We start from the raw sequence: 2,105 nt of genomic DNA, 5'->3' as shown, positions 1-2,105 counted from the left end.
GCCTGCGCCAGCCGTCGCGGCGGTGGATTGCGGGCAATTGATCAATCCGGACATCGTGCGGGCGCAGATCGAAGGCGGCGTGCTGTTCGGACTATCAGCCGCGCTGTTCAACAGCATCACCTTCGCGGAAGGCCACGTCCAACAAAGCAATTTCAACGATTATCGCCAGCTGCGCATCAACGAAGCGCCGTCGGTCGACGTGCATCTGGTCGACAGTCACGAAGCGCCCGGCGGCCTCGGCGAGGTCGGTACCGTGTCGGCGGCGCCGGCGCTCGCCAATGCGATCTTCGCCGCCACCGGCGTCCGCATGCGCCGCCTGCCCGTCGACACTTCCTTGCTCCAAATCCGGAACGCGTCGTGACCAGGATCCTGTCCGTCATCGCTGCCGTCATCGTCGTCGCGGCGGCAGCGCTCAGCTGGTTCTTCTTCTGGCCGGCCCCGCTTCCGCCTGTGCAGGCCTCGGCGAACCAGCCGACCGGCGCTGAATTGATCAAGCGCGGTGCCTATCTCACTGCCGCAGGTGACTGTGAAAGCTGCCACACCGCGCCGGGCGGCAGGCCATTCGCCGGTGGCCGCGCCTTCAAACTACCGTTCGGCACCATCTATTCGTCGAACATCACGCCCGACGCCGACAACGGCATAGGCCGCTGGTCCGATGCGGAGTTCGTTCGCGCGCTGCATCAGGGCATCGGCCGCCAGGGCGAGGACCTCTATCCGGCGTTTCCCTACACCGCCTATGCGCTGCTCTCGACCGACGACGCACTGGCGATCCGCGCCTATCTCGCGACGCTGCGGCCGGTCGCCAAGCAGCCGCCCGCCAATACGCTGATCTTCCCGTTCAACCAGCGCCCCGCGCTCCGCGCCTGGAAGCTCTTGTTCATGCCGACAAGGCGCTGGCAGCCGTCGCCCGATCGCGATGCGCGCTGGAACAGAGGCGCTTATCTGGTCGAGGCCCTGGCGCATTGTGGCGACTGCCATACGCCGCGCAATCTGATGTTCGCCACCAAGAGTGATGCCAAGTTTGCTGGTGGCGTGGTCGACGGCTGGAAGGCCTACAACATCACGCCCGACGCCGAGAGCGGCATTGGCCGCTGGTCGGACGACGATATCGTCGACTATCTGGCGACCGGCCACGCGACGGATCGCGGCGGCGCCGCAGGCGGCATGGCGGAAGCAATCAAGTTCAGCCTCAGCCATTTGCACCGCGACGATTTGGCGGCGATCACCGCCTATCTGCGCACAGTGCCGCCGCAGCGCTCGGAACAGCCGACTGCCGATCCGCATCCCAAGACGCTCGAAGGCGCTGGCTCATGGTCACCCGGCTCCGATACGACAGGCGATCCGCTCGGCCAGCGTATCTTCGCGTCGGCTTGCGCAAGCTGCCACGGCCTCGACGGCAGCGGCCGCCAAACTGACAACGCCGCGCTGCGCGGCGCCCGCAGCGTCGCCGATCCGAGCGGCACCAATGTCGTCCGCACCGTGCTGCAGGGAATCTCGGTCAATTCGCCGACAGGCTCGATGCCGGCGTTTGCGGCCTATTCGGACTCTGAGATTGCAGCCGTCGCGAACTACGTTCTCGAGCATTTCGGCGGCAAGCCCGGCCGTGTCAGCAGCACCGACGTCAAAGCCGCCCGCAACTGATCATCATCGCCGACGGACAGGAGAGCCGCATGAAATCGATCAAGTCCGTCATCGTCGCACTTGCCATGCCGATGCTCGTCCTAGCCAGTGCGCAAGCAGCAGCGCCGCAGGTCCGCACACAGGCGCCGGGCTACTACCGAATGATGCTCGGCAATTTCGAAGTCACGGCCCTGCTCGACGGCACCCATACGTTCCCGGTGCAGCAGGTGATGCTGCGTAACGAGACTGGTAACGATGGCAAAAGACAGGCTGTCAAACTGTCCGAGCAGCATCCGGGCGAAGCCGAGGCGCTGCTCGCCGCCGAGCGGCTGAAACTGCCGCTGGAAGGCGCCATCAACGCATTTCTGATCAATACGGGCGACAAGCTGATCCTGATCGACAGCGGCGCTGGCAGCCTCTACGGCGATTGCTGTGGCCATCTGCTGAAAAACCTCGAGGCCGCTGGCTACAAGCCCGAGCAGGTC

At 65.2% G+C, this 2,105-nt stretch carries 2 protein-coding genes and 1 pseudogene; all 3 read left to right on the top strand.

Translation table 11 applies throughout. The features are described from left to right. The coding region (locus I5M_RS14020) for a molybdopterin cofactor-binding domain-containing protein (RefSeq protein WP_148287875.1) at nt 1–361 on the top strand (361 nt) is incomplete at its 5' end. Then, nucleotides 358–1,641, top strand: coding sequence for a cytochrome c (locus I5M_RS14015; protein ID WP_022721969.1), 1,284 nt, complete (start codon nt 358–360; stop codon nt 1,639–1,641). The genes I5M_RS14020 and I5M_RS14015, both read left to right, overlap by 4 nt. A gap of 29 nt (nt 1,642–1,670) precedes the next feature. Then, a pseudogene (locus I5M_RS14010) lies at nt 1,671–2,105 on the top strand (MBL fold metallo-hydrolase); the annotation flags it as partial.

This window comes from Rhodopseudomonas sp. B29 (assembly GCF_000333455.1).
Taxonomy (GTDB): Bacteria; Pseudomonadota; Alphaproteobacteria; order Rhizobiales; family Xanthobacteraceae; genus Rhodopseudomonas.
Note: the sequence above shows the minus strand (reverse complement) of the source record. Positions and strands in the feature narration are given on the sequence as shown.